Source organism: Sinorhizobium sp., assembly GCF_059070375.1.
In genome coordinates this window covers 1,592,390-1,599,016 of sequence record NZ_JCACWC010000002.1, presented here as the reverse complement: position 1 = coordinate 1,599,016, position 6,627 = coordinate 1,592,390, and the positions used below count along the sequence as shown (strand labels likewise).

The following is a 6,627-nucleotide window of genomic DNA, read 5'->3' as shown; positions in this document are numbered from 1 at the left end:
TGAGCGAGATCGAGCTTCTGACCGGCCGCGCGCTCTCGAGGGCAAAAAGCGATTGGCGCGCGGGCGACCAATTGTACTTCGTCGCCGATACGCGCGCGATCGCCGATGCGCTTGGCTGGAAGGCCGCAATGCCCTGGCGCGAGGGCTTGCGCGACCTCTACGCCTGGCTTCACGACGATCGGGGTGCGGTCAGCAGGATCCGGCGCCAACCGCGGAGGGTCACCGCATGAGCCTTCCCGCCGTTTCCGCCGCTCGATTTGACGGCCGCCGCAGGGCCCCGGGCCCACTGCCGCGGCGGGTGTTGATGACCGTCGATGCCGTCGGCGGCGTCTGGCGCTATGCGATGGATCTCGCCGCGGCCATGCGCGATTGCGGCGTGGAGCCGCTGATCGTCGGCCTCGGCCCGCAACCTTCCCCGGAGCAACGGCGCGAGGCGAACAGCATCGGCCGGCTCGAATGGACGGCTCAGCCGCTCGACTGGATGGTCGAAGACGAGAGCGAGCTCGACCGCGTGCCGCACCTCCTGTCCGAACTTGCGCTCCGGCATTCCGTCGATCTCCTCCATCTCAACCTGCCGTCCCAGGCGGCTCGGATAACGGCGGAACTACCGCTCGTCACCATGTCGCATTCCTGCGTCGCCTCCTGGTTCGCTGCGGTGCGCGGGTCTGGTTTGCCGGAAGCCTGGGCCTGGCAGAAGCGATTGAACCGGTTGGGATTCGACCGCGCCGACCTGGTGCTCGCGCCGAGCCGAAGCCATGCCGCGACCCTGACGCGCACTTACGGCCCAATCCCCGATCTCGCAGTCGTCTACAATGCGAGCCGGAACGCATGCTCCGTCAGCACCAAGGAAAACTTCGTCTTTGCCGCCGGTCGCTGGTGGGACGAAGGCAAGAACGGCGCCGTGCTCGACAGGGCCGCCGCCGACATAGGCTGGCCGGTCGTGATGGCCGGCGCCTGCGACGGCCCTACCGGGCAGCACCTGGTGATCATGCATGCCGATCACGAAGGCGAACTCAGCCACGACCGGACGATGACGCTGATGTCGAAGGCCGCGATCGTCGTCTCTCCATCGGTCTACGAACCCTTCGGGCTGGTGGCGCTGGAAGCCGCGCGTGCAGGCGCTGCACTGGTCCTCGCCGACATCGAGACCTATCGCGAGCTCTGGGAGGGCGTTGCCCTTTTCGCCGACCCCCGTGATCCCGCCGCCTTTGCCGAAGCCGTCAACCGGCTGACGGAGGATGAAGGGCTCAGGGCCGACCTCGGGCGGCGGGCGCAGCTGCGCTCAGGCGATTTCACGGTCGAGGCTCAGCGCGACGCGGTGCTCGCCGCCTACCGGCGCGTGATGAGCGGGTCCGATCGATTGACGGCAGCGGAGTGAGCGGATGCGATTTCTCTTCTACACCCACTCATTGGTGTCCGACTGGAACCACGGCAATGCGCATTTTCTACGCGGCGTCATGCGCGAACTCATCCGGCGCGGCCACGAGGCCGTAGCGCTCGAGCCCGGCGATTCCTGGAGCCGGCGCAATCTCGTCGCAGATCAGGGTAACGCAGCGATCGCTGCCTTCCACAAGACCTTCCCCGATTTGAGCGTCGGGATCTACGGGACCGATTTCGAGCATGAAGCGGCGGCCCGCGAGGCCGATATGGTTATCGTGCATGAGTGGACCGATCCCGCTCTCGTGGCCGAGCTCGGCCGTATTCGCCTGAACGGCGGCCGCTTCACGCTCGCTTTCCACGATACCCATCACCGCGCCGTCAGCGCCGAGCGGGACATCGCCCGGCTCGACCTTTCCGGATACGACTTCGTTCTGGCCTTCGGTGAGGCGCTGCGGGAGCGTTATCTGCAGGCGGGCTGGGGAAGGCATGTCCATACCTGGCACGAGGCTGCGGATACCTCGCTGTTCCACCCGATGCCGGACGTGGAAAAGCGGGGCGAACTCATCTGGATCGGCAATTGGGGCGACGACGAGCGCAGCAGCGAGATCATGTCCTTCCTGGTCGAACCGGCGAAAAAGCTGAAGCTCAGGACCACCGTCCGCGGCGTGCGATATCCCGAGACCGCGCTCAGGGCTTTACGGTCCGCGAAAGCCGACTATGGCGGCTGGCTCGCCAATGCCGCCGTTCCGCGGGCTTTCGCCGAGCATCGGGTCACCGTGCACATTCCGCGCCGGCCTTATGTCGAGGCCCTTCCGGGCATACCGACGATCCGCGTCTTCGAGGCGCTTGCCTGCGGCATTCCGCTGATTTCGGCGCCTTGGACCGATGCCGAAGGGCTTTTCCGGCCGGGCAGGGATTTTTGCCTGGCCAAGGACGGCAAGGAAATGACGCGCCTTTTGCGCCAGTTGCTCGCCGAACCGGACTTCGCCGCGGAGATGACCGCCTCTGGGTTGGAGACGATCCGGGCGCGCCACACATGCAGCCATCGCGTCGACGAGCTTCTCGCCATCGTGGCCTCCTACAGGCCACGCTCCGGCGCGCGACAGATCATTTCGGAGGAGGTCGAGGTATGAGGCTGGCATTTTACGGATCGAGTCTCGTTTCGGCCTACTGGAACGGCGCGGCCACCTACTATCGCGGCCTGCTCCGGGCGCTTGCCGAACGGGGATATCAAATCACGTTCTACGAGCCCGATGTCTACGATCGGCAAAAGCACCGCGATATCGATCCGCCCTCCTGGTGCAGGGTCGTCGTCTATGACGGGACCGTCGAGGCGTTGAAGCGAGTGGCGCGGGAAGCAGCCAAGGCGGACATCGTCGTCAAGGCAAGCGGCGTCGGCTTCGAGGACGAACTGCTGCTCGCCGAGGTGATGGCCGCGGCAGGCCCGGCGGCGCTGAAAATCTTCTGGGATGTCGATGCACCCGCCACTCTGGCCGATCTCAGGGCCGCGCCCGACCACCCGCTTCGCCACGCGCTTTCCTCCCTGGATCTCGTGCTGACCTATGGCGGCGGCGATCCCGTGGTCGAAGCCTATCGCGCGCTGGGCGCCCGCGATTGCGTTCCGATCTACAATGCCGTCGATCCCGAGACACACCACCCGGTGCCGCCGGATCCGCGCTTTGCCGCCGATCTCGCCTTTCTCGGCAACCGCCTGCCGGACCGGGAGGAGCGCGTGGAGGCCTTCTTCCTCGAGCCGGCGCAAAAGCTCTGGCAACGGCGTTTCCTGCTCGGCGGATCCGGATGGCACGATAAGTCTCTGTCCCCGAATGTCGCCTATATCGGGCACGTACCGACCGCCGACCACAATGCCTTCAACACGACGCCGAATGCCGTCCTGAATATTTCACGCGCCAGCATGGCCGAAAACGGCTTCTCGCCGGCAACCCGCGTCTTCGAGGCCGCGGGCGCCGGCGCCTGCCTGATCACCGACTACTGGGAGGGCATCGAGCTCTTCCTGAAACCCGGAGAAGAAGTGCTGGTCGCCAGAGACGGCCGCGACGTCGCCGAACTGATGCAGCAGCTGACGGCGGCCGGCGCCCGGGAGATCGGCGAGCGGGCGCTCCGCCGCGTTCTCGCCGAGCATACCTATGCGCACCGTGCCGAGGAGGTGGACCGCGTCCTGCGGCAGGCGCGCCGCATGGAGGCTGCCGAATGAAGCGACCGCTCGACATCGTCATTCTCGGTCTCTCGCTGTCCTCCTCGTGGGGCAACGGTCATGCGACCACCTATCGCGCTTTGCTTCGCGCGCTCGACGCTGCCGGGCACAAGGTGACGTTCCTGGAACGGGACGTGCCCTGGTATGCGAGCAACCGCGATCTGGCCGCGCCGGATTTCTGCGACCTCCTGTTCTACGCGAACCCGGACGAACTCGTCTCCAGGCATGCGCACAGGCTGGCCGGCGCGGATGCCGTCGTCATCGGCTCCTACGTGCCTGATGGCGTGGAGGTCATCGACGCGGTCGCGGATCTCGCACCGAAACGCCTGTGCTTCTACGACATCGACACGCCCGTGACGCTCGCCAAGCTCGAGCGCGGCGACGAGGAGTTTCTCGCGCGAAGACAGGTTGCGGACTTCGACATTTATTTTTCCTTCTCCGGCGGCAGAACGCTCGACCGGCTGCGGGACGAGTTCTCGGCGCGGCGGCCGGTGCCCCTCTATTGCGCCGTCGACCTCGACGCCTATCGCGATACCGGTGCGGCCACCGAGTGGGACCTCGGCTATCTCGGCACCTTCAGCCCCGACAGGCAACCCGCGCTCGAACGCCTGTTGATCGAGCCGGCGCGGCGCTTGCCGCACATGCGCTTCGTCGTGGCCGGACCGAGCTATCCTGAGGACATCGACTGGCCGGAAAACGTCGCGCGCATCGAACATCTGCCGCCCGGCCAACATGCCGAATTCTACAGCCGCCAGCGATTCACCCTGAACGTAACACGGGCCGACATGGTGGCCGCCGGCTGGTCCCCGAGCGTTCGCCTCTTCGAGGCCGCCGCGTGCCGCACGCCGCTCATCAGCGACTGGTGGGAGGGAATCGAAAGCTTCTTCCCGGCCGGCGAGGCCGTGATCATCGCGCGAAACAGCAGCGATGTCGTCACGGCATTGACCCGGCTCGACGAAGAACAACGCAAAGCACTTGCCGATTGCGCCTATCGACGCGTCGCCGCCGCGCACAGTTCCGCGGCGCGCGCACGGACCTTTGTCGAGGCAATCGAAAGCGTCGCCGCCAGGACCGGTCTCGCCACAAGGCGTTCCGAGCGGCGGCTTCCGGTTTAACCCGAAAGGAGAACGGCCGATGGCTAAAAGAAACAAAGCAAGCCGAGGAAAGATCATCCTGGTTGCCGGCGGCGCCGGCTTTGTCGGGTCGCACCTCTGTACAGCACTTCTAGGCTCCGGCAACCGGGTGATCTGCCTCGACAGCTATCTCACCGGCTCCCCTGCCAATCTCGTCGGTCTGCAGGACGACCCCTATTTCGCAATGGTGGAACAGGACGTCTGCGACGAGATCGACATCGATGAACCGCTCGACCAGATCTACAATCTGGCCTGCCCCGCCTCGCCGCCCTCCTACCAGGCCGATCCCATTCACACGATGATGACAAGCGTGACCGGGACGGGAAACCTCCTCCGGCTTGCCGAAAGGCACGGGGCCACGCTGTTGCAGGCCTCCACAAGCGAGATCTACGGCGATCCCGAGGAGCATCCGCAGCAGGAGAACTACTGGGGCCACGTCAATTGCACCGGGCCGCGGGCCTGCTACGACGAAGGCAAACGCGCGGCCGAAGCCCTGTGCTTCGACAGTCTGAGGGCGGGAAGCGTCGACACGCGGGTCGCCCGCATCTTCAATACCTACGGTCCGCATATGCGCCCCAATGACGGCCGCATCGTGTCGAACTTCATCGTCCAGGCGCTGAGAAACGAGCCGCTCACCGTTTACGGCAGTGGCGAGCAGACGCGCTCCTTCTGCTACGTATCCGATCTCGTGGACGGACTGATCCGGCTGATGAACCGCGAGGAGAACCCTGCCGTGCCGGTGAACCTCGGCAATCCCGGAGAATTCACCGTCATCGAACTTGCGGAGCTGGTCCTCTCCAGGATCGAGACGGCCTCGACGATCGTCCATGAGCCGCTGCCGGCGGACGATCCGCAGCGTCGCCGTCCCGATATCGCGCGCGCCAGGAAGCTTCTCGGCTGGGAGCCGAAAGTTCCTCTGGAGGACGGGTTGGCCCATACGATCGCCTGGTTCCAGAGCGCACTTGCCGAAAGCCGCGCTGAACGCCGGTCCGGCCGCACCCGGCGCCAGCCGCAACTTTCCGTCGTCACTCAGGATCTGTGATCATGGTTCAGCAGACGAAAGACCGAACGGTCATCGCGCAAGAGATTGCGGCGCTCGGTCCCTGGTTCCACAACATGCGGATCGGAGGCATCGAGACGGCACCCGGTCACTTCCTCGGCGACTATCCCGCGGTGAAATGGAAGGCCTTCAGGCATGTGGTGCCGGAGGACCTCGAAGGAAGGAGCGTCCTCGACATCGGCTGCAATGCAGGGTTCTACGCGCAGGAGATGAAACGCCGCAATGCCGGACGTGTACTCGGCATCGACTCGGACCCGCACTATCTGCGGCAGGCGAAGTTTGCCGCGGAGCAGGCGGGGGTCGACATCGAGTACAGGCTGATGTCGGTCTACGACGCGGCACGGCTGCGCGAGAGGTTCGATCTGGTCATCTTCATGGGCGTTCTCTATCACCTGCGCCATCCGCTGCTGGCACTCGACCTCCTCTACGAGCATGTCGTCGGCGACCAGATGCTCTTCCAGTGTATGCAGCGCGGGTCGGAATCCGTGGCAACTCTCAAGGGTGATTACGATTTCCGGGAATGGGAGATCTTCGACCGGCCCGACTATCCGAAGCTGTTCTTCGTCGAACACCGCTTCGCGGATGACCCCACCAACTGGTTCATCCCCAACCGCGCCGGCGTCGAAGCGATGCTGCGAAGCGCCGGCTTCGTCATCGAAGCCAATCCCGAGCGGGAAGTCTATCTCCTGCGGCGCGGCGAGCGCCCGTATCTGGACGAGCCCACCTTGAGGATCCTCGGAAATTCAGAAGATATCGGGAACTAGTGGCTGCGGCGAACCTCCGGCCTGCAGGCCAGAGGGGCAATTCACCGTCGCCTTGGCGTTGACGGTCCGTCGCTC

The 6,627-nt window shown here is 65.2% G+C and carries 6 protein-coding genes and 1 pseudogene; all 7 read left to right on the top strand.

The genetic code is table 11. The features are described 5' to 3' along the window. Positions 1–230, top strand: a pseudogene (locus AC5J09_RS12025) (CDP-paratose 2-epimerase); the annotation flags it as partial. Further along, positions 227–1,378 carry a glycosyltransferase family 4 protein gene (locus tag AC5J09_RS12020; RefSeq protein WP_275600086.1) on the top strand — a complete coding sequence of 384 codons (1,152 nt, stop codon included), beginning with the start codon at positions 227–229 and terminating at the stop codon, positions 1,376–1,378. The pseudogene AC5J09_RS12025 and the gene AC5J09_RS12020, both read left to right, overlap by 4 nt. A 4-nt stretch (positions 1,379–1,382) precedes the next feature. Beyond that, positions 1,383–2,513: a CgeB family protein gene (locus AC5J09_RS12015; RefSeq protein WP_494297654.1), complete on the top strand. Its 1,131-nt coding sequence runs from the start codon at positions 1,383–1,385 to the stop codon at positions 2,511–2,513. Next, the gene (locus AC5J09_RS12010; protein ID WP_494297653.1) at positions 2,510–3,595 is read left to right on the top strand and encodes a CgeB family protein; all 1,086 of its coding nucleotides are present in this window, start codon (positions 2,510–2,512) and stop codon (positions 3,593–3,595) included. Before AC5J09_RS12015 ends, AC5J09_RS12010 begins: the two co-directional genes overlap by 4 nt. After that, on the top strand, positions 3,592–4,710 hold the full coding sequence (locus tag AC5J09_RS12005) for a CgeB family protein (RefSeq protein ID WP_275599677.1): 1,119 nt from the start codon (positions 3,592–3,594) through the stop codon (positions 4,708–4,710). The genes AC5J09_RS12010 and AC5J09_RS12005 overlap by 4 nt, the downstream gene beginning before the upstream one ends. A gap of 19 nt (positions 4,711–4,729) precedes the next feature. Continuing rightward, positions 4,730–5,770 (top strand): UDP-glucuronic acid decarboxylase family protein, encoded by a 1,041-nt coding sequence (locus tag AC5J09_RS12000; protein ID WP_275599676.1) that lies wholly within the window; start codon positions 4,730–4,732, stop codon positions 5,768–5,770. 2 nt (positions 5,771–5,772) lie between these two features. Further along, positions 5,773–6,552 (top strand): TIGR04290 family methyltransferase, encoded by a 780-nt coding sequence (locus tag AC5J09_RS11995; protein WP_100672524.1) that lies wholly within the window; start codon positions 5,773–5,775, stop codon positions 6,550–6,552. Positions 6,553–6,627 lie beyond the last annotated feature (75 nt).

What these genes read in the sequence shown, in the direction of transcription:
- AC5J09_RS12020 (WP_275600086.1), top strand. Translation starts at nt 227, where the DNA reads ATGAGCCTTCCCGCCGTTTCCGCCGCTCGATTTGACGGCCGCCGCAGG.
- AC5J09_RS12015 (WP_494297654.1), top strand. Translation starts at nt 1,383, where the DNA reads ATGCGATTTCTCTTCTACACCCACTCATTGGTGTCCGACTGGAACCAC.
- AC5J09_RS12005 (WP_275599677.1), top strand. Translation starts at nt 3,592, where the DNA reads ATGAAGCGACCGCTCGACATCGTCATTCTCGGTCTCTCGCTGTCCTCC.
- AC5J09_RS12010 (WP_494297653.1), top strand. Translation starts at nt 2,510, where the DNA reads ATGAGGCTGGCATTTTACGGATCGAGTCTCGTTTCGGCCTACTGGAAC.
- AC5J09_RS11995 (WP_100672524.1), top strand. Translation starts at nt 5,773, where the DNA reads ATGGTTCAGCAGACGAAAGACCGAACGGTCATCGCGCAAGAGATTGCG.
- AC5J09_RS12000 (WP_275599676.1), top strand. Translation starts at nt 4,730, where the DNA reads ATGGCTAAAAGAAACAAAGCAAGCCGAGGAAAGATCATCCTGGTTGCC.